Source organism: Pseudomonas sp. A34-9 (genome assembly GCF_029543085.1).
Classification (GTDB): Bacteria; Pseudomonadota; Gammaproteobacteria; order Pseudomonadales; family Pseudomonadaceae; genus Aquipseudomonas.
Window position 1 is genome coordinate 1,232,994 of the sequence record NZ_CP119967.1, and the last position, 20,435, is coordinate 1,253,428.

The 20,435-nt window shown below is 58.6% G+C and carries 16 protein-coding genes; 6 read left to right on the forward strand and 10 right to left on the reverse strand.

Translation table 11 applies throughout. The annotated features are described in order from the left end of the window. The first annotated feature begins 3 nt into the window (after positions 1–3). Positions 4–1,110 carry an NADH:flavin oxidoreductase/NADH oxidase gene (locus tag P3G59_RS05295; protein WP_277760730.1) on the forward strand — a complete coding sequence of 369 codons (1,107 nt, stop codon included), beginning with the start codon at positions 4–6 and terminating at the stop codon, positions 1,108–1,110. A 206-nt stretch (positions 1,111–1,316) separates the two neighbouring features. Here the strand turns inward: P3G59_RS05295 and P3G59_RS05300 are convergent, their stop codons facing one another. Further along, positions 1,317–2,945, reverse strand: coding sequence for a glucan biosynthesis protein D (locus P3G59_RS05300; protein ID WP_277760731.1), 1,629 nt, complete (start codon positions 2,943–2,945; stop codon positions 1,317–1,319). A gap of 404 nt (positions 2,946–3,349) precedes the next feature. Here P3G59_RS05300 and P3G59_RS05305 point away from each other — a divergent pair, with 404 nt between their 5' ends. Then, entirely contained in the window at positions 3,350–3,535 is a 186-nt protein-coding gene (locus P3G59_RS05305; protein WP_102357616.1) for a hypothetical protein, read from the forward strand. Positions 3,536–3,585: 50 nt separating this feature from the next. Here the strand turns inward: P3G59_RS05305 and P3G59_RS05310 are convergent, their stop codons facing one another. After that, positions 3,586–4,092 carry a Bro-N domain-containing protein gene (locus P3G59_RS05310; protein WP_277760732.1) on the reverse strand — a complete coding sequence of 169 codons (507 nt, stop codon included), beginning with the start codon at positions 4,090–4,092 and terminating at the stop codon, positions 3,586–3,588. Positions 4,093–4,532: 440 nt separating this feature from the next. Between P3G59_RS05310 and P3G59_RS05315 the strand changes: the two genes are divergently transcribed. Further along, positions 4,533–5,090, forward strand: a complete 558-nt coding sequence (locus tag P3G59_RS05315; protein WP_277760733.1) for a hypothetical protein — start codon at positions 4,533–4,535, stop codon at positions 5,088–5,090. Positions 5,091–5,148: 58 nt separating this feature from the next. On the opposite strand, the gene P3G59_RS05320 is transcribed toward P3G59_RS05315, so the two are convergent. The 8 genes from P3G59_RS05320 to P3G59_RS05355 form a co-directional block, all read right to left on the reverse strand. Then, positions 5,149–6,633, reverse strand: coding sequence for an amino acid permease (locus tag P3G59_RS05320; RefSeq protein WP_277760734.1), 1,485 nt, complete (start codon positions 6,631–6,633; stop codon positions 5,149–5,151). A 225-nt stretch (positions 6,634–6,858) separates the two neighbouring features. Next, complete coding sequence (locus tag P3G59_RS05325; RefSeq protein WP_277760735.1) at positions 6,859–8,283, reverse strand: gamma-aminobutyraldehyde dehydrogenase; 1,425 nt, start codon at positions 8,281–8,283, stop codon at positions 6,859–6,861. A 160-nt stretch (positions 8,284–8,443) separates the two neighbouring features. Then, the gene (locus P3G59_RS05330; protein WP_003222021.1) at positions 8,444–9,253 is read right to left on the reverse strand and encodes an ABC transporter permease; all 810 of its coding nucleotides are present in this window, start codon (positions 9,251–9,253) and stop codon (positions 8,444–8,446) included. Then, on the reverse strand, positions 9,243–10,178 hold the full coding sequence (locus tag P3G59_RS05335) for an ABC transporter permease (RefSeq protein WP_252143728.1): 936 nt from the start codon (positions 10,176–10,178) through the stop codon (positions 9,243–9,245). The genes P3G59_RS05330 and P3G59_RS05335 overlap by 11 nt, the downstream gene beginning before the upstream one ends. Before the next feature lies 1 nt (position 10,179). Continuing rightward, complete coding sequence (locus tag P3G59_RS05340) at positions 10,180–11,217, reverse strand: ABC transporter ATP-binding protein (RefSeq protein ID WP_277760736.1); 1,038 nt, start codon at positions 11,215–11,217, stop codon at positions 10,180–10,182. Between the two features lie 391 nt (positions 11,218–11,608). Continuing rightward, positions 11,609–12,760, reverse strand: a complete 1,152-nt coding sequence (ydcS, locus tag P3G59_RS05345; RefSeq protein WP_277760737.1) for a putative ABC transporter substrate-binding protein YdcS — start codon at positions 12,758–12,760, stop codon at positions 11,609–11,611. 83 nt (positions 12,761–12,843) lie between these two features. Further along, entirely contained in the window at positions 12,844–14,301 is a 1,458-nt protein-coding gene (locus P3G59_RS05350) for a gamma-aminobutyraldehyde dehydrogenase (RefSeq protein WP_277760738.1), read from the reverse strand. 131 nt (positions 14,302–14,432) lie between these two features. Continuing rightward, entirely contained in the window at positions 14,433–15,347 is a 915-nt protein-coding gene (locus P3G59_RS05355; RefSeq protein ID WP_277760739.1) for a LysR family transcriptional regulator, read from the reverse strand. A gap of 215 nt (positions 15,348–15,562) precedes the next feature. On the opposite strand from P3G59_RS05355, the gene P3G59_RS05360 reads away from it, so the two are divergent. The 3 genes from P3G59_RS05360 (at position 15,563) to P3G59_RS05370 (ending at position 20,250) form a co-directional block, all read left to right on the forward strand. Continuing rightward, positions 15,563–17,923, forward strand: coding sequence for a hypothetical protein (locus P3G59_RS05360; protein WP_277760740.1), 2,361 nt, complete (start codon positions 15,563–15,565; stop codon positions 17,921–17,923). Positions 17,924–18,441: 518 nt separating this feature from the next. Further along, positions 18,442–19,164, forward strand: a complete 723-nt coding sequence (locus tag P3G59_RS05365; RefSeq protein WP_277760741.1) for a tellurite resistance TerB family protein — start codon at positions 18,442–18,444, stop codon at positions 19,162–19,164. A 153-nt stretch (positions 19,165–19,317) separates the two neighbouring features. Next, on the forward strand, positions 19,318–20,250 hold the full coding sequence (locus P3G59_RS05370) for a YncE family protein (RefSeq protein WP_277760743.1): 933 nt from the start codon (positions 19,318–19,320) through the stop codon (positions 20,248–20,250). Positions 20,251–20,435 lie beyond the last annotated feature (185 nt).

Genomic DNA, 20,435 nt, shown 5'->3' on the forward strand with positions numbered 1-20,435 from the left:
CCCATGAGTCTGCTGCTTGAACCCTTTACCCTTCGCCAACTGACGTTGCCCAACCGCATCGCCGTCTCACCGATGTGCCAATACTCCAGCGTCGACGGCCTGGCCAACGACTGGCACCTGGTGCACCTCGGCAGCCGCGCCGTGGGCGGCGCCGGTCTGGTATTTACCGAAGCCACAGCCGTCACGGCCGACGGGCGGATCACCGCCGAAGACCTTGGCCTGTGGAACGACGAACAGATCGAACCGCTGCAACGCATCACCCGCTTCATCACCGCCCAAGGCGCAGTCGCCGGCATTCAATTGGCCCACGCCGGGCGCAAGGCCAGCACCCATCGGCCGTGGATCGGCAAGCATGGCAGCGTCAAACCCGATGACGGTGGCTGGACCCCGGTCGGGCCGTCGCCGATTGCCTTTGACCCACAACACACGCAACCGAAGCCGCTCGATGAAGGGCAGATCGCCGACGTCATCCAGGCGTTTGTCGATGCCGCGAAACGCGCGCTGACGGCCGGTTTCAGCGTGGTCGAGGTACACGCGGCGCATGGTTATCTGCTGCATCAGTTTCTTTCGCCGTTGAGCAATCAGCGCCGCGATCAGTACGGTGGTTCGTTTGAAAACCGCATTCGTCTGGTGCTGCAAGTCACTGAAGCGGTGAGAGCGGTCTGGCCTGAGGAATTGCCGGTGTTTGTCCGCGTGTCGGCCACTGACTGGGTGGAGGACGGCTGGAACCCGGATGAAACCGTGGAGCTGGCGCGGCGTCTGCACACCTTGGGCGCCGACCTGATCGACGTTTCCTCGGGCGGCACGGCGGCCAATGCAGAGATTCCCGTTGGCCCGGGCTATCAGACACGCTTCGCCGAGCGTGTACGCAAAGAGTCAGGCATCGCCACTGGCACCGTAGGAATGATTACCGAGCCGGCGCAAGCCGAGCACATCCTGCGCACCTGTCAGGCCGACATCATCTTCCTCGCCCGCGAGCTGTTGCGTGATCCTTACTGGCCACTGCATGCCGACGATGATCTGGGTGGGCGCAAAGCGGTGTGGCCGGCGCAGTATCAGCGCGCGACTCATCGGGATCAGCCGATTCATGAGTCTGATTTGCGCGATTGAGTCGGTAGCGGCAAAGCAAAAAGCCCCGGTCAGTGATGGCCGGGGCTTCTTTCTAGTTGGTGTTTTTGTGTTGAGTGGGCGGACGCTATCGCGAGCAGGCTCACTCCTACAGTTGATCTGCATCGAACACTCATTTTGTGAACGATAGATCCCCCTGTAGGAGTGAGCCTGCTCGCGATGAGGCCCGATCAGACGCTAGAGAACCCTCAAGGATACTTACGCTTGTCCGGCGCCGGCGGGAAGTACTGATACAACCAGGTCTCGCTCAACGTGCGGTCATTGGTGCGGATAAACAGCCGTAGCTCCACCGGCTCAACACTGTCACTGGTCGGGTACCAGTCAAACAGGATCCGGTACCCCTTGATGTCATCCAGCACCAGCACACTGAAATCCTGCACCTTGCCGTTCGAGCAGGTCACCACCGGTTCAATCCCGGTGCCCTGCGGCAGACGATCCAGACCGCCACCGGTGAAGTCCACCGCAAAGCGACGCGCCCAAACCGGCGGATAATGCTCGCCCGGTGCCCAGCCCTCAACGAAACCGCCCATGCCGGAACGAGTAGCTTGTACTCGGGCCAGCGGCGTGCTCACCGGCGGCAGTGCGCTCCAGTAGAGCTTGTAGCCGTAGTTCAGCGAGTCGCCAGCAGCCACCGGTTTTTTTGGGGTCCAGAACGCCACGATGTTATCGAGGGTTTCGCCAGTCGTAGGAATTTCCAGCAGATCAATTGAGCCCTCGCCCCACGCGGTAGTCGGTTCTACCCACAGGCTCGGGCGCTTGCTGTACCAGTCGACGGTGTCCTGATAATTGGCGAACTCATGGTCGGTCTGCACCAGACCAAAGCCCTTCGGATCGGTATCGGCAAACGCGTTGAACTGCAGGGTCGCCGGGTTGTTCAGCGGGCGGCAGATCCACTCGCCGTTGCCGCGCCACATCGCCAGGCGATCCGAATCGTGGATTTGCGGGTGAATGGTGTCGCACATACGGCGTTCGTGCGTGCCGCAGCTGAACATACTGGTCATCGGCGAGATGCCCAGTTGTTCGATGGCGGTGCGCGCATTGATGTGTGCGTCGACTTCCATCACCACGCGCTCGGCCTGGCAATCGATATCAAAGCGATACGCGCCGGTCGCACTCGGTGAGTCGAGCAAGGCGTATACCACAAAGCGCGTGGCGTTCTTGTCCGGTGTCTCGAACCAGAACTTGGTGAAGTCAGGGAATTCTTCGCGTTTCTTGGCGTAAGTGTCGATCGCCAGACCGCGCGCGGAGAGGCCATATTGGCCAGTCGCATCCACCGCACGGAAATAGCTGGCGCCGAGGAACGACAGCACGTCATGTCGATCCAGCTCCGGCGCCTTGAACAGCTTGAAGCCGGCAAAACCCAGGTCGCCTTTCAACTGTTGAGTGTCGACCGAGGTGTTTTCATAGTTGAACAACGCCGGGCGGAAATGCACCTCGCGGGCGGTACGGGTCTTGGCATCGACGCTATACATGCGCACCGGCTGACGGAAACCCATGCCTACGTGGAAGAACTGCACGTCCAGTTGGCCCTTGTTCTCCTTCCACAGCGAATGCTCGCCGTCGTAGCGGATCGCGTTGAAGTTTTGCGGGGTCATGGTCGCCAGTGTCGGCGGCAGTACCTGTTTGGTGTCCTGATACGCGCTGCCGGCCAATTGCTTGGCCTGACGCTTCAGCGCTTCGAAGTCGAAGGCCTGAGCCTCGCCATCAGCCGCGCCACCATTGGCAGCCCAGGCGCGGCTGGCGAGCAGGCCAGTGGCCGACAGACCGGTGTAAGCCGCAATGGCCATGGACGCTTTGAGCAAATTCCTGCGGTGCATAAATACAACCTGTCGTGTGCAATCCCGCGCCGTTCCTGGCACGTGCTGGATCAGAAATTACGGTTCGGACAAGCCTTCGGCCAAACGCAACGGACTATAAACAGATGCCGGCTAGCTTAAACGGTTCGATTGTCGAGCAGAAATGATTGATTACAAGGCTCGATCTGGCAATGAAACAAGACATGTCTGTATTTTTTCCGACAGGGCTTTCTGATTTACACGGCATATCTGCTTTTTTCGACTAATTACTCTAAATAACCCTTTTCAGCGCCGATTTAATTTCTATTCTATGGGCATGACCGGTCGTGAAACCTCTGACCGGCGGGGCACACGACGCTGCTGAAAGGGGCAGGGCGATGTGGTGGTTCAGCAGTTCTTTGACGTATTAGAGAAGGACATCGTCCATGGCAAAAATACAAGGCATCACCGACATGTTGGGCATCTTTCCTTGCCTGGGCAGCGGGCGCAGAAGGCGCCGGTTGAGCTCCGACGAGCTGAAACTGGTGGAACGTTATCGGGAGCTTTCGGAGAGTGATCGGATAGCCATGCGGTATCTGGTGGATGCGATGCGGAGTGTTTCGCGGTTTTGAGTGGAAATAAAAAGGGGCGGACTGAAAGGTCCGTCCCTTTTTTATTTGGATCAGCTACACGTTCCCAGTACTGGATACGGCCGCTGGCCGTGCATCAACTCCGGCACATCCCGCCATTTGACCCACGCCTGCTGTTGCCAGTGCAGCAACGGCACGGTAACGCCTGCCCAATGCATTGAGCTCAGGCTCGGGTGGTTTTCCACAGGGCTTGATTGGGTTTCGCGCAGCATCGGGATGACTTCATGGCTCAGCCATTGGCGCAGGTGCCGGTTTTCCGGGACGAAGTGATGGACGAGCAGGGCGAACAGGCCGGACTCGCTGACCATCGCGCAATCGACGATTTCGCCATCCCGACGCAGGAGGACATGGCGGCGCTGGTCAGGATCGAGTTTCAGGGTGAGGCGTTCGTTCAGCGGATAGCCCATCAGGCGACCGAGATCCTGTACGCAGAACCAGACTTCGTGGTCTTGCATGAACGCGTGGAGGAAGCGGTTGTGGCGGGTGAAGACGGTGGGGGTGAAGTGCGGGTGGGTTTCAGGTGGATTTGGCGTGTGCATTTCTGACTCCATGTTGAAATGAGAGTCGCCACGAATCCTTCGAAAGATCTGGGTGGCGAACCGTGCGGCGTTCGAAGTCGGAACATTCTCGATCAACATGTAAGCCGAGAGGCCCGCGCCACACGGCCCGCCATAAAGCGAAACTGACAGACAGAAATGCCTGGGTTTCAATGGGGGGCGCAGAGCGTCATGTTGATGATGTCCCGGCTTCGACCCCGGGTCGCTGAATGAACAGCGACGGGATAAAGCCTATCGGTCAGGCGCTTGCGGCGACAAGTCTACCCTTTCGCCGCACATCGTAGGAAATGGGGCTTTTTCAGGAAGGTTGTGTCTGTAGGAAATGACTGATTTTGCACTGAAGATGGTGAGCCCATCCCTGACCGGAATTTTTTCCGTTATTCATATGAATCTCGAGAAGTGCTGCAGATGATGTGAACTCAATGACAACTGTATTTATTGCCGGCTCTATCAACATCAAGAACCTTGATCCGAAGGTTAAAGAGCGCATCAATAATATCGTTGCGTCGGATTTTGAGGTGGTGGTGGGTGATGCTGGGGGCGCCGATACCTCTATTCAGGAGTACCTGTTGAGCCTCGAACGATCCAGAACCACTGTTTTTTGCAGTGGTTCAACGCCCCGGAATAACCTTGGGCAGTGGCCCGCCAGAACAGTCGACTCCAAGCATTCCAAAGGGTCGAGAGCCTTCTTCACTGAGAAAGACGTAGTCATGGCCGAAGCGGCTGACTACGGCTTGATGATCTGGGATGCAAAGAGCACCGGTACGCTCAGCAACGTCATAGAACTGTTATCGAGAAAGAAGAAGTCGCTTGTTTTCGTCAACAAGGAAAAGGAATTCAAAGTGGTCGGAGACGTCAGTCAGCTCGAAGAGTTGATTACTTTCATGTCCGATCACGCCAAGCAAAAAGCCAACGAAAAAATCAAACTGTTCGACCGTATTTCCTTGTTGAAGCACGATCAGGCAGAGCTTTCTTTTTGATGATGTTTCTCGGCTTTCCTGAACCCCGGCACCTTGTCGGTGCCGAGGTCAAAAACTCTTAGCGACTCACCTTCCAAGCATCCCCAGCCGGCGCCTTGCCATGGTCATACGGCTTGCCAATCCACATATAAACCAGGCCCAACCCAATCACGATCGCGGTGCTCAACACCATCGCATAGTTCACATACCAAGCCGCATCCGGCGTACGTGGCCAGGCCATGTTGATGATTGCGCCAACGCCATACACCAGCGCGCCGATATTCACTGGCCAGCCCCAGGCTCCGAGGGTGAATTTGCCGCTGGGTTTCCAGCCTTTCATCCGCGCATACAAAGCAGCCAGGACGATCATCTGGAACGCGAGGTAGATGCCGATCGCCGCGAAGCTGACGATGGTCGCCACGGCGTCTTGCAGGAAGAAGCCGAGGGCGATGATTAGCGCGGGCAGGACGCCGGACACGAACAGTGCGGCAACCGGAACCTGGGTGGTAGGAGAAATCTTTTTCAGCAGTCGGCTGCCGATGACCATTTCATCGCGAGCGTAGGAATACAGCAGACGACTTGCTGCGGCCTGTAGGCTGATGACGCAGGAGATGAAGGAAATCATTACCACGCCCATCACCACTTTCGAGCCGACCGGGCCGAAGGCGTTGTTGAGGATGGTGGTGACCGGGTCTTTGTCGGTGCCGTTGATCACCGCTTGCATTTCCGGCACGGCGAGGATCAGCGCCAGGCAGGCGAACATCGCCGCGATGCCACCGATGTAGATGGTCATGCGCATGGCCACTGGGATTTTCGCGCTCGGGTTCGGGGTTTCTTCGGCAACATCGCCGCAGGCCTCGAAGCCGTAGTAGAGGAACATCCCCGCCAGCGACGCGGTGAGGAACGCCGGCAGGTATGAGCCGTCGACGCTGATGTCGAAGGTGTTGAACAGCACGCTGAGCGGCTGGTGGCGTTCGAAGATCAGCAGGTAAACGCCGACGATGACCGCGCCGACCAGTTCGCAGAGGAAGCCGAACATGGCGATCCGTGCCAGCACTTTGGTACCGCTGAGGTTGACCAGTGTGGCGAACAGGGTCAGCACTAAAGCGATGACAATGTTGGTGTTGTTGCTTGGCTCAAAACCGAGCATCGCGGCCAGGTACGGTCCAGCACCGACGGCGACTGCAGCGATGGTGACGCAGAGGGCGATGGAGTAGATCCAGCCAACCATCCACGCCCATTTCTTGCCCACCAAACGACGCGCCCATGGGTACACGCCGCCGGAAATCGGGAACTGCGAAACCACTTCGCCGAAGATCAGGCACACCAGTAATTGGCCGCAACCGACCAGCAAATACGCCCAAAACATCGGTGGCCCGCCAGCGGCGAGGCACAGGCCGAAGAGGGTATAAACCCCTACAACCGGTGACAGATACGTGAAGCCTAAAGCGAAGTTTTCCCACAGGCTCATGCTGCGGTTGAAGTTCGAGGTGTAGCCCAGTTTGCGCAGTTGTTCGGCATCGCTGTCGGCAACGGCTGTGGCGAGATCGGGTGAGGAACTCATGTGTCTTTTGCTCCGTGAAATCGGCAGATTTCGGATGGCCGAGGCCGTGGCGGGGCTCAAGCGCGCCGCCCGATTCGGTGGTTATTGTTTTGGTTTTGGTGAAGCCTGGTGGTGAATCGCCGACATCATCCGTGTGTCGCGGAAAAGATCGCAGCCTTCGGCAGCTCCTACAGGGTAGCGGCGTCCATCCTGTAGGAGCTGCCGCAGGCTGCGATCTTTTCGCTGTTAATGCTTGAACATCACATGCCGAACGGTGGTGTAGTCCTCCAACCCATACATGGACATGTCTTTCCCGTAACCGGACAATTTCTGACCGCCATGGGGCATTTCACTGACGAGCATGAAGTGCGTGTTCACCCACGTGCAGCCGTACTGCAAACGCGCCGACATGCGATGTGCGCGTCCTACATCGGCGGTCCATACAGAGGACGCGAGGCCGTAGTCCGAATCGTTGGCCCACTCCAGCGCCTGCGCTTCATCGGTGAACTTTGTCACCGAAACCACCGGCCCGAACACTTCGCGGCGGACGATTTCGTCGTCCTGCTGCGCATCGGCCAGTACGGTCGGTTCAAAGAAGAACCCGTTGCCGTCGACAGCCTTGCCGCCAGTGATCAAGCGAATGTGTGGCTGTGCCACCGCTCGCTCGACAAACCCGGCAACACGGTCGCGATGTTGCGCAGTGATCAACGGCCCCAGTTCGGTCGACGGGTCATCCTGCAAGCCGTACTTGATTGTGCTCACCGCTGCGCCGAGCTTCTCGACAAACTTGTCGTAGATGCCCTGCTGCGCATAAATCCGGCACGCAGCGGTGCAGTCCTGCCCGGCGTTGTAGAAACCGAAGGTGCGAATGCCTTCAACCGCTGCGTCGATATCGGCGTCGTCGAAGATGATCACCGGTGCCTTGCCGCCCAGTTCCATGTGCATGCGTTTAACGCTGTCAGCGGTGCTGGAAATGATGTTGGCGCCCGTGGCGATAGAGCCAGTCAGCGAAACCATGCGCACTTTCGGGTGTGTAACCAACGGACTGCCGACGGTAGGACCACGGCCGAATACCAGATTGAGTACACCGGCCGGGAAGATGTCCGACGCCAGTTCGGCCAGACGCAACGCGGTCAGCGGGGTTTGTTCCGACGGCTTGAGCACCACGGTATTACCCGCGGCCAGCGCCGGGGCGATTTTCCAGGCGACCATCATCAGCGGGTAGTTCCACGGCGCGATGGAGGCGATCACGCCGACCGGGTCGCGGCGGATCATCGAGGTGTGGCCGGGCAGGTATTCACCGCCCGCCGAACCGCTCATGCAACGGCTGGCGCCGGCGAAGAAGCGGAACACGTCGGCAATCGCCGGGATCTCGTCGTTGAGCGCGGCGCTGTAGGGTTTGCCACAGTTGTCGGATTCGAGTTTGGCCAGTTCTTCACCGTGGGCTTCGATGGCGTCGGCGAGTTTGAGCAGCAGCAACGAGCGATCTTTCGGCGCGGTCTGCGACCAGTCGGCGAAGGCGTTGTCGGCGGCGCGCACGGCGGCGTCGACCTGGGCCTCGGTGGCTTCGTTGATCTCTACCAGTACTTCGCCCAGTGCCGGGTTCAGCACCGGTTGCGCGGGGCCTTCGCCATTGACCAGGTGGCCGTTGATCAAGAGTTTTGTTTGCATGGGTTTGTCCTCACTAACACTTTTATTGTTCTGCCGAAACCGAACTCTGGGTAGGAGCTGCCGAAGGCTGCGATCTTTTGATCTTGATCTTCAAAGCAACATCAAAGGATCGCAGCCTTCGGCAGCTCCTACAGGGGGTTCGGTTTCTTCAGTTATTCGGTTATTTCCCGCCGCTACCTGCCACGCTTTCGCCACCCCGGGTCAGGTAATACGCGCCCAGAATCGGCAACATGGTCACCATCATTACCAGCATCGCGACGACGTTGGTCACCGGCACATCCCGTGGCCGGCTCAACTGATTGAGCAGCCACAACGGCAACGTGCGTTCATGCCCGGCGGTAAACGTGGTGACGATGATTTCGTCGAACGACAGCGCAAACGCCAACATGCCGCCAGCCAACAACGCCGAGCCAAGGTTCGGCAGGATGATGTAGCGAAAGGTCTGCCAGCCGTCGGCGCCGAGGTCCATCGAGGCCTCGATCAAGCTGTGTGAAGTGCGGCGCAGGCGGGCGATGACGTTGTTGTAGACGATCACCACGCAGAAGGTCGCGTGGCCGACGATTATGGTGAACATCCCCGGTTCGATCCCCAGGGTCTTGAACGTCGCCAGCAACGCGATCCCGGTGATGATCCCCGGCAACGCAATCGGCAAGATCAGCATCAGCGAAATGCCCTGTTTGCCGAAGAAGTCGCGGCGATACAACGCGGCCGAAGCCAGCGTGCCGAGCACCATCGCAATCAACGTGGCAATGGCTGCGATCTGCAATGAAAGCTTGATCGCCTCCAGAACATCCGGCCGCGAAAACGCCACGCTGAACCAATGCAACGTGAAGCCCTTCGGCGGAAAGCTGAACGCCGCTTCCTCGGTGTTGAAGGCGTAAAGGAAGATGATCAGGATCGGGAAGTGCAGAAACACCAACCCGCCCCAGGCTGCAATGCGCAGACCCAGTGAAGCGCGCTCAGAGTGCATCGAAGGCCCCCAGACGTTTGACGATGGACAGGTAAACCGCGATCAACACAATCGGCACCAAGGTAAACGCTGCGGCCATTGGCATGTTGCCGATAGCGCCCTGCTGCGCATAAACCATGCTGCCGACGAAGTACCCCGGCGGCCCGACCAGTTGCGGCACGATGAAGTCGCCCAGGGTCAACGAAAACGTGAAGATCGAACCGGCCGCGATGCCCGGAATCGACAGCGGCAAAATCACCTGCATAAAGGTCTGACGCGGCTTGGCGCCAAGGTCAGCGGAGGCCTGCAACAGTGAGGGCGGCAGACGTTCCAGCGAGGCCTGAATCGGCAGGATCATGAACGGCAGCCAGATGTAGACAAACACCATGAACCGCCCCAGATGCGAGGTCGACAAGGTGCTGCCACCGACCCCGGGAATCCCCAAAATGAACTGCAACACCGGCTCCAGCCCCAAGTGCTGCACAAACCACTGCGCCACGCCGCCCTTGGCCAACAGCAACGTCCACGCATAGGCCTTGACGATGTAACTGGCCCACATCGGCATCATCACCGCGATGTAGAAAAATGCCTTGGTCTTGCCGGTGGTGTAGCGCGCCATGTAGTAGGCGATCGGGAACGCGACGATGGCGCTGGCGATCGACACGACGATGGCCATGCTAAGCGTGCGCAGGATGATGTCGAAGTTCGACGGCTGAAACAGCGCGGCAAAATTCGCCAGGGTCAGGTCAGGGGTGACCGCCATGGTGAAGTCGTCGAAGGTGTAGAAACCCTGCCACAACAGCACCAGCAGCGAGCCGAGGTAGATCGCGCCAAACCACAGCAGTGGCGGCACCAGCAGCATCGACAAATATAGATTCGGCTTGCGATAGAGCAGGTTGGAAAACCTGCGCAACGGCGGCGCTTGAGTCATCGCGAGCGTGCTCATGTCACACCCCGCTCGCTACGGTGTCGTGCAGCGGGATCATCGCTTCCCGCGCCCAACGCGCACTCAGGCGCTGGCCGGTGTGGTGCTGCGCGCTGCTGTCGATCCACTGATTGTTGGCGTGGCTGATGCTCAGGGTCTGGCCGTTTTCCAGTTTCAATTCATAGCGCGTGGCGCTGCCTTGGTACTGGATGTCGTGGAGCAATCCGCTGACTTCGATTTCGTGGCTGGCGAGTGGGCCTTCGGCAAAACGCACGTGTTCCGGGCGAATTGAAAACGGCTGCGGATGACCGCTGATTTGGCGGGCCAGATCGCCACGAATCACGTTCGAGGTGCCGACGAATTCAGCGACAAACGTGGTGGTCGGTTTCATGTACAGATTGCGCGGCGTGTCGACCTGTTCGATGCGGCCCTTGTTGAACACGGCGACGCGATCGGACATCGACAGCGCTTCGGTTTGATCGTGGGTGACGAAGATGAAAGTGATGCCGAGCTGGCGTTGCAGCTTCTTCAGTTCGCTTTGCATTTGTTCGCGCAGTTTCAGGTCGAGCGCGCCCAAAGGCTCATCGAGCAACAGCACGCGCGGACGATTGACCAAGGCGCGGGCGAGGGCGACACGCTGGCGCTGACCACCGGACAACTGCACCGGTTTGCGTGCGCCGTAACCGCCGAGGGCGACCATGTCCAAGGCTTCTTCGGCGCGTTTGTGCCGTTCGGTTTTGCCGACGCCTTTGACCTTCAAGCCGTAGGCGACGTTGTCGAGGACGTTCATGTGCGGGAACAGTGCGTAATCCTGAAACACCGTGTTGACGTCACGCTGGTACGGCGGCAGACCGGCCGCTTCGGCGCCATGAATGCGGATCGAGCCGGCGCTCGGTTGTTCGAAGCCGGCGATCAGGCGCAGGCAGGTGGTCTTGCCCGAGCCGGAAGGGCCGAGCATGGAAAAAAACTCACCGTCCTGAATATCGATGGAAACCCGGTCAACGGCCTTCACCTCGCCGAACTGCCGGGAAACGTTGGTGAACTGGACTGCAAGCGTCATGGTGCGGTGCTCCAAAAAGGCGTAGGCCGTCGCAGCGGCCCTGCCTGGACTTTTTTCGAGTGATCTTTCCTACGCTCTGCGTGGGAATGCAGCCTGTGACGTTCTGCGTCACCTCGTGCAAATGGACGCGGAGCGTCCGGTGATGCATTCCCACGCAGAGCGTGGGAACGATCGGCATCCAACGGTGAATGCGATCCGCTTTTAGCGCCCTCATTCGGCGGACGAGATGCGATCCGCTTTTAGCTCCCTCTCCCTCCGGGAGAGGGCGGGGGGTGAGGGTGGCTTTATTGGCCATTGCGCTGAAATCAAGAGCAAAGGCAAAAGCCACCCCCTCACCCCAGCCCTCTCCCCCAAGGGGGGCGAGGGGGAAAGGGAGCTGATCGAGTGAAGGCTAGCGGCCGCCCATGATCGCGATGTAGTCCTGGGTCCAGCGGCTATACGGCACAAACTTGCCACCCTCAGCCTGCGGGGTTTTCCAGAAGGCGATCTTGTCGAACTGATCGAAGCCGTTGGTTTTGCAGCCTTCGGCGCCAAGCAATTCGCTCTCCTTGCACGCCGCAGGAACGGCCGGCAACGAACCGAACCACGCCGCCACATCACCCTGGACTTTTGGTTTCAGCGACCAGTCCATCCACTTGTAAGCGCAATTGGGATGCTTGGCCTCGGCGTGCAACATGGTGGTATCCGCCCAACCCGTCGCGCCTTCTTTCGGAATGGTCGAAGCGATCGGCTGCTTCTCGTTCATCAAACCGTTGACCTGATACGGCCAGGCGCTCGACGCCACCACGCCTTCGTTTTTGAAGTCGCTCATCTGTACCGTGGTGTCGTGCCAGTAGCGATGGATCAGCGGCTGCTGCGCGCGCAGCAGATCGAGCACGGCTTTGTACTGGTCTTCGGTGAGTTGGTACGGATCCTTGATGCCCAGTTCAGGCTTGGTCGACTTCAGATACAGCGCCGCGTCGGCGATGTAGATCGGGCCGTCATAGGCCTGCACGCGGCCCTTGTTCGACTTGCCATCGGGCAGATCCTGCGCGGCGAACACCACGTTCCAGCTGGTCGGCGCGGTCTTGAATACGTTGGTGTTGTACATCAGCACGTTCGGGCCCCACTGATACGGGGTGCCGTAAGTCTGCTTGTTGACCACGTACCACGGCGCATCTTTCAGGCGCGGGTCGAGGGTGTTCCAGTTCGGGATCAACGCGGTGTTGATCGGTTGCACACGCTTGCCGACAATCAACCGCAGCGAGGCATCGCCCGACGCGGTGACCAGGTCGTAACCGCCCTTGGCCATCAGGCTGACCATTTCGTCCGAGGTCGCAGCCGTCTTCACATTGACCTTGCAGCCGGTTTCCTGCTCGAAACCGGTCACCCAGTCGTAGGCTTTATCGCTCTCGCCACGTTCGATGTAACCCGGCCACGCAACGATATCCAGCTGGCCTTCGCCAGCCCCGACCGCCTTCAACGGCTCGGCGGCTTGCAGGCTGGCGCTGGCTAACAGGGCCGTGGTGATTGCACTGAGCAGTGCGGTCTTGTGCACGAACATGGTTGAACCCTCTTCTTTAAATTATGGTCGGGGCAGTTGTGAACGCGGTGAAGCATGCCGTTGGCGGCTTGTTATTAGCGTAGTCAGAGATGCTGGCCGTGGCGGGCCATGATGTGCCGCACCACGCTGTAGTCCTGAAGCGAATCACTGGATAAGTCTTTGCCGTAACCGGAGCGTTTCAGCCCGCCATGGGGCATTTCGCTGACCAGCATGAAATGGCTGTTGATCCACGTGCAGCCATACTGCAAGCGCGCGGCGACCTGCATCGCCTTGTCCAGATTCTGCGTCCAGACCGACGAGGCGAGACCGTATTCGGAGTCGTTGGCCCAGTCGACCGCTTGTGTGAGTTCGTCGAAACGCGTCACCGTGACCACGGGGCCGAACACTTCGCGCTGGACGATTTCGTCACCCTGTTTGCAACCGGCGAGCAGGGTCGGTTGATAGAAGAAACCGGCGCCGGAGTGCACCGCCGCACCGGTCACGCGCTCAATGTGCGGCTGGCCGAGGGCGCGCTCGACGAAACTGGCGACGCGGTCGCGCTGGCGGGTGCTGATCAGCGGGCCGATCTCGTTGTCGGCGTCGCGTTTGCCGGCGAAGCGCAGGCTGCTGACGGCGGCGCCGAGTTCGGCGACCAGTTTGTCGTGAATCCCGGCCTGCGCGTAGATCCGGCACGCAGCGGTGCAGTCCTGCCCGGCGTTGTAGTAACCATAGGTGCGCACGCCTTCGACCACGGCCTGGATGTCGGCGTCGTTGCAGACGATCACCGGGGCTTTGCCACCGAGTTCGAGGTGCGTACGTTTCAGGGTTTTCGCGGCGGCCTGGAGGATTTTCTGCCCGGTGACGATATCGCCGGTCAGCGAGACCATGCGCACTTTGGCGTGGCCGACCAAATGGCTGCCGACGCCTTCGCCACCACCGCAGATGATGTTGATCACCCCGCGCGGGAGGATTTCGGCCAGCGCTGGCGCCAGGGCGAGGATCGACAGTGGTGTGTGCTCGGACGGTTTGAACACCAGCGTGTTGCCGGCGGCGAGGGCCGGGGCGATTTTCCACGCGGCCATCATGATCGGGTAATTCCACGGCGCGATCGAGGCGACCACGCCAATCGGATCACGACGGACCATGCTGGTGTAGCCCGGCAGGTATTCGCCGCTGAGCTGACCGGTCTGGCAACGCACGGCGCCCGCGAAGAAGCGGAACACATCAACGGTCGCGGTCAAATCGTCCTGACGCGCCAGGTGCAGCGGCTTGCCGCAGTTCTGCGATTCGAGGCGGGCGAGGTGATCGGCGTGTTTTTCGACGGCGTTGGCAATCTCGAGCAGCAGGTTCGAACGTTGCTGCGGCGTGGTGCGCGACCACTCGGCAAAGGCGCGGTGGGCGGCGAGGATCGCGGCTTCAACCTGCTCGGTGCTGGCCTCGGCGATGTGCGTGAGGATTTCACCGGAGGCCGGGTTGATAATCGGCTCGACAAAACCTTGCCCGGCGACCAGTTCGCCGTCGATCAACAACGCGGTACATATCGGGGTTTGCGCGCCAGCCATTTTCCGCGATCTCTTTTCTTGTGTGGCCATTGTTGCTCCCAGATACCGGGAGCCGACCGTCTTATAGATGCAGCAAGACTAGTGCGCGGCTCCGAGGTCGACAAATTCTAAATACTGAAGGCTGCGTTCGATTAAATAGATGGCTTGCGCCCGCCGTGGGGTTGCTCGCGGGCCACGGTCAGGAACGGATCGACCAGCGCTGGCCGCGCGGTGCCACGACGCCAGGCCAGCCCGACGTCGAGGGTCTGGTTGAGGTCGGCAATGGATCGCGCTTCGATGATGTCGCCCTCCAGGGACCATGGGCGATAGGTCATGTCTGGCTGGATCGACACACCCAAACCGGCGGCGACCAGGCTTCGCACGGCTTCGGTCGAGGCGGTTCTCAAGGTGATTTTTGGCTGCAACCCGGCGCCGCGCCACAATCGCTGGGCGTTGCGATCCATTTCATCGACGTTGAGTTGAATCAGCGGCTCGCGGGCGACGTCGGCGAGGTTGATGCTGTCGTGCTCCAGCAACGGATGCTGCGCCGGCAGCCACAAACGGTGCGGCGAGTGGGTCAGCACTTCGGTCTGCAAGGCGTGGCGGTCTTCGAGGTTGGACAGGATCAGTACGCCGACATCGATCTCGCCGCTGACCAGCAAATGCTCGATGTACGGGCGCTCGTCTTCCATTACCCGGATCTCGACATTGGGATAGGCACGCTGAAACCGGGTGAGCAGATCCGCCAGGTAATAACCGGCGACGAGGCTGGTAACGCCGACGATCAACTGCCCCGCGACCTGATCGGTGCTCTGTTGCAGGCTGCGCTTGGCGTTGTCCACGGTCGCCAGGATCAGGTGCGCCTGGCGCAGGAATTGATGACCTTGGTGGGTCAGCGTCATGCCCTTGGGGTGGCGGCTGAACAGGCTGACGCCGATTTCCTCTTCCAGTTGCTGGATTGCCAGAGTCAGGGTTGATTGGGAAATGAACGCGGTTTGCGCGGCAGCGGAGATCGAGCCGGTCTCGGCCACGGCGATGAAGTGACGGATCTGACGCAGGGTCATCATGACGGAATACCCGGAGGGCTGTTTTTGTCGATGAGCCCGAGTGTATATCGTTTTAATCGATGGGCAGATTGCAAAGAGGGCTCGCGAGAACAACCGTAGCCGTCCGTCGGGAAAGGCCGGCGACCTGTAATTTCTGACAGTTGTCAGGGTTGCCTTTTCGGCGCCCACTCTCCGGCAAGCGTTTCTGGCGTTCAATCCGCGAGCAGGAGATTCACATGGCCACAACCCCAACCGGACAGTCCAATAGTCCACAACCGGTCGCCCCCACCTGGCTCCCGGAAAACGAAGAGCCGATATCGGGTGTGATGGCGGCGGACAATACGGTGCTGACGCTGTATCCGCCTGATCTGCCCGAAGCGACCAGACTTGAGGCAGGTGCGCATTTTGGGGTTCCCTTGCGCATTTATGATTTCGCGCCTCAAGGCGCGGCAGTCAGGTTCGGTCCATATCTGGGCCAGCTTAAGGGCGATACGGTGCTTCTCGATCTTAACGGTCAACCCGGCATCGACAGTACGCAGACTCAAGCCGTAGACGATACGGTGACACTGCACATTCCCAAAAAGATGCTGCTTGCCGATGTTGTCAATCGGCTCACCTGTACCGTACGCCGGGGCAGTGGCAACATGGGCACCTCGGAGCCACCGCTGGAACTGTTGTACAACAAGATTCGTCCAGGCAAGGAAGACACCAGTCCGGGCGACGATGAACATTCCGAACTTGAGTTGCTGCTGTCCGATGCATTGCGCAACGGTGTAGGCGCGGACTTTCCTGCCGCCGGCGCACAGGTGTGCGTTTCCTACCCGTATTGCCGGGCATACGACCTCATCCGGTTGAACCTCAACGGCCATGATGTGTACCACCAGGTCACCGAGCAGGATGCGCCGGATCCTGGTTCCAGTGAGCCGGTCAAAGTCTGCTTCAACGTCACCCGGGCAGACTTTGAGAAAGCCAAGGATCATCCGAAATTCAACATCTCTTATACGGTCACCGATCAACTCGGTAACGGTGCCGATCCGGATTCACCCTGGTCTGCCGTGCAGACCATTGATGTGGATTTGGCGGGTGCGCGATTGCCGAAGGCGTTTTTGCGCGAAAGCCTCAGTGGTGCCGACGAATCGCCGGATATTGACCTGGAGAAACTCGGTGCCAATCCTTTGCTGGTCATCGTACTCACCAGCGATTCGCGCTTCCTCGTCGGGGATGACATTTATGTCACCTACACCGCCAAAGTCACAGGCAAGCCGGATGTGGTTGTAACAGCGTCGGGAAGTGTCACAAAGGACGAGTTTGATGAGAAACAGCGGTGTGTGCTGACGATCGCCAACGAGAAAGTCATTGCTGGCAGCGAGGTAACAGTGGTCTACACATTGCTCAGGGGTGGGGCCTCGGTCGGTAATTCGTTAGTGACCACTGCTGACGTATTAGGCGAGGGCTTGCCAAAACTGCAAGCGCCGCAACTGATCAAGTCGGCCAATCGCGTGCTCGACCCGCTGGACCCGGCCAATCTGCAAGGTGCCATTGGGCGGGTCGAGGTCTTGGGTTATCGCCAGGGCGACACGGTGCAACTGGTTGTCAGGGGGAAGCCGGGCGCGGGATCGCCAGAGTTCGAACCCAAAGCGCTGAATGCCAACAGCCGCGCCAACTTTGTTTTGAACAGCGCGTGCATCGCGGCCAATCTGGGTGAACCGGTAGACCTCCATTTCGTACAACTGCGCGGCGGCAAGCCGGTACAGACCTCACCGGACCTTGCTGCCTCGATAGGGAGGATCCCGGACTATCACGCGACATTGCCCACGCCAATCATTGGTGCTGAGAGCGGCGCTGATCTGGACGTCAACAAACAGGACGCCAAGACGCTGTTGAACGTCAGCGCCTGGCCTCACCAGGTGGCCGGTCAACGTATCTGGATCGACTACATTGGGGTTGACCGCGATGGCAACGAGACGGTTTTTGAGGATCTGAAAGGCGAGGCTCATTCCGCCACGCAAGGCTTGAGCCGGGTCATTCCGTTTGAATGGCTGTCTACGCGCAAGGACAGGAGTCTTGTGATCATACGCACCCGCGTGAACTACTACGGTGAGAATGATAAGAGCAAGGCGGTAAAGTTACCCGAGAGGACTTATACCGTTACGACAGTGTTGGTTGAGGATTTTGAAGATCAGCCTACGCAAAGAATTACCCGGGCTGGTGAGAGGCTTGTGACGCCGGCTCTCACCTTCGAGCTTTTGAGTACTGCAGTATCTCCGACGCATCCTACCGCTTATACCCAAGCAGCCATAGATACCAGTCCACCTGGCAAGCAGTTGCACTGGTATGTCGTGGCGCAAGAGAAAGCACAGATAACGTTCGTTCGTCCCTGTCAGAAGCTGAGTTTTTTGTCCACGGGCAACATGGCTGATCCTCATTTTGCTGACGTGCATTTTTACGGCACTGGCGGCTATCTGGGGCAAAAAAGGATCTCTCTGGCTAACCGTGGCAAGACCATTGAGTTTTCGGGACGGGACATCGTCAGGCTGGAGTTTTTAGCGAATGGCAACATTGCCTGGGTGTTTGACGATTTCGTGTTGACGCCTTAGTGACTAAAAAACCTGGAAGCACACGCCCGGCCTTCCCGGTGACACTGTTCAACTGATTGTAAAAGGCGCGCCCGGACCAGGTTCTCCGACCTTTGCCGCCAAAGCCCACAATGCCAATAGCTGGGCAAACTTCCCTCTGGACAGTGGGTGCATTGTCGCCAATTTCGGCAAACTCGTTGCGCTGTCCTATTGGCTGTTTCGCGATGGCAAGCCATTTCCTCTTTCTCCTGTGCTGAATGCAACGGTCGGCACTATTTCTGAGAGAGATTCGCGCCTGCCGACACCGTTGATTGACGCCCAGACAGGGCGAACCCTGGTGGGGAGATGACCGCACTGGCCAACTCGGGAATTCTGCTGGATGACTTCAGGTTGATATGAGCCGCATCGTTTGCGGTTTTGTGCGCACAAGCGTCGGCTGGGCGCAACATCCGGAAGCACTCTCTCGGACAGCGTGGCGGCACTTTCGGACTAGGCTGAGGGCCTTATTGATCCCGATAAGCTCAGTTTGGAGGTGGAACATGAACACCCGTGGATTGCTCGATCAACTGCTCAAGTCCGGTCAGGATCTATTGCAGAACAAGGCAGGTGGCTCGGGCAACAAACCGGCTGCCGGTGGTCTGGGCGGTCTGCTGGGCGGGTCGTCCGGCGCTGGTGGCCTCGGTGGTTTGCTGTCAGGCGCGGGCGGCGGCGCGTTGGCCGCCGGAGCCATGGGCCTTCTGCTGGGCAGCAAAAAGGCCCGCAAGGTCGGCGGCAAAGTCGCGATCTACGGCGGTCTGGCCGCGCTGGGTGTCCTGGCCTACAAGGCCTACGGCAACTACAACGCGCAAAAAGGCACCGCGCCACAAAGCGAGCCGCAAACTCTGGATCGCCTGCCACCCGCGCAAGCCGAGCAACACAGCCAGGCCATTCTCAAGGCGCTCATCGCCGCCGCAAAGGCTGACGGCCACATCGATGACCGCGAGCGCCAACTGATCGAAGGCGAGTTTACAAAGCTCGACAACGATCAGGAGCTGCAGCACTGGCTGCACGCCGAACTCAACAAACCCCTCGACCCCACCGACGTCGCCCGCGCCGCGAGTACGCCGGAGATGGCGGCAGAGATGTATATCGCCAGCGTGATGCTGGTGGATGAGGAAAGCTTCATGGAGAAGAGCTATCTGGATGAACTGGCGCGGCAGTTGAAGCTGGAGCCGGGGTTGAAGGTGGAGTTGGAAAAGCAAGTGCGACTGACTGCTTTATAGGCCGAGCCAGGCACCAGCGGTAGTTTGTTTTTTGTTGAACTTCGAACTACCGCTCGTCTGAAATCTGGCGGCACCTGTCAGATCTGACAGTAGTTCTTAAAATTTTTCTGAAGTTCAATGGATCTGTCAAAAACATTGGCAGGAGCCATGATCATGACCACTAATAAACCCTTATCTAAAAAAATCGCTGATTTGACCAACGCACTTCAGACTTCAACAATTCCGGTAAAGTCCAGACCCATATCTGTTGCATTCAGTAAGGATGAAAAACGGGCTTTTGTCTGCCACGACAATCGCGACAATAATGAGGGTTATGTTTCAGTAATCGATGTGGGATCTTCCGAGGTGGTGAAGATCATCACATTAGAAAGTCGTGTGAGAGCCATTGCCGTAAGTCCTGATGACAAGCGCATTGTGGTTTGTAATCAGGGTGAAGTATGGGTCATCGATGCTAAAACGTTAGAGCCTGCAAAAGTCGAGGAGGAGGACGTTGGTGCTGACGTGTCTGTGGCGTTTAGCCCTGATGGTAAATTCATCTACTTCGTCCGCTCGAGCGCACCGCAATTTATCGTCCTGAATGCGACGAGCCTGAGAAAAGTCCATTCGATATTCTCTGCAGGAAGCCCGAATGCTGTTGTGGTGAGTCCGGATAATTCGAAAGTTTACTTTTCGGCAGAAATGAACGCAGAAGTTAATGTTTTTGATGTTGCTGCTCAGGACGTTGTAAAAAGTATAAAGGTCGGGAAGACACCGAACGATCTTGCCATTACAGGTGATGGCCAGTTCCTTTGTGTGTGTAATTACGAAGATAATACTGTGTCATTTATTAATACCACGATAGAGACAGTGGTTAAGACAGTGTCTGTCGGCGAAGGGCCTGTTGCAGTCGCGTCTGGTTCTGATGGGCGTTACATGTATGTCGTCCGGAATTCGGACGAAAAAGTTTTAGTCATCGACGTGGGCACTTTTGCAGAAGTTCGTCAGTTCTCCGTCGGCTCTATGCCGTTCGACATTGCGGTCGCAGAATCTGTTATTTACACCGTAAACCTGAACTCGGCTTCGGTCACAGTAACCCGACTGGCTTAAGGCGGTGGGAGAGCGGAGCCTAACGTAGCCCTCTTCATATAATTGGCGCGGTCAGCAGACCGTGCTTGTGTTCTTTGCGAGCAGGCTCGTTCCCACGTTTTAGCCTGCTCGCAATGCTGTTTCCGCCGCGTCCCCCTCCGATGGCCGATCCATCGCCCCTTTTTGCCATTACCCCACTGGCACGT